Source organism: Acinetobacter sp. 24-47-62, from assembly GCF_056779765.1.
Map to the genome: position 1 here is coordinate 1 of NZ_JBWYIN010000046.1, position 309 is coordinate 309.

Annotated in this window: 1 protein-coding gene; it reads left to right on the forward strand. The window is 47.2% G+C overall.

The features are described 5' to 3' along the window. A partial coding sequence (locus AC1M87_RS14820) for a CoA-transferase (RefSeq protein ID WP_481594127.1) occupies positions 1-309 on the forward strand: 309 nt, incomplete at both ends.

The window sequence follows — 309 nt, forward strand, 5'->3', positions numbered from 1 at the left end:
GTAAAGAGTTTGTGACTTTATTAGAAGGCGGAGCTTTCTTCCATCATGGTGACTCATTTGCCATGATGCGTGGTGGTCACTTAGACATCGCTGTACTCGGTGCTTTCCAAGTCGCTGAAAATGGTGATCTTGCAAACTGGCATACCGGTGCACCTGATGCCATCCCTGCTGTGGGTGGTGCAATGGACTTAGCCGTAGGTGCGAAAAAAGTCTTTATTACCACCGATCATGTCACTAAAAAAGGCGAGCCTAAAATCGTTGCTGAGCTGACTTATCCTGCGACAGGTTTGAAATGTGTGGACCGCATTT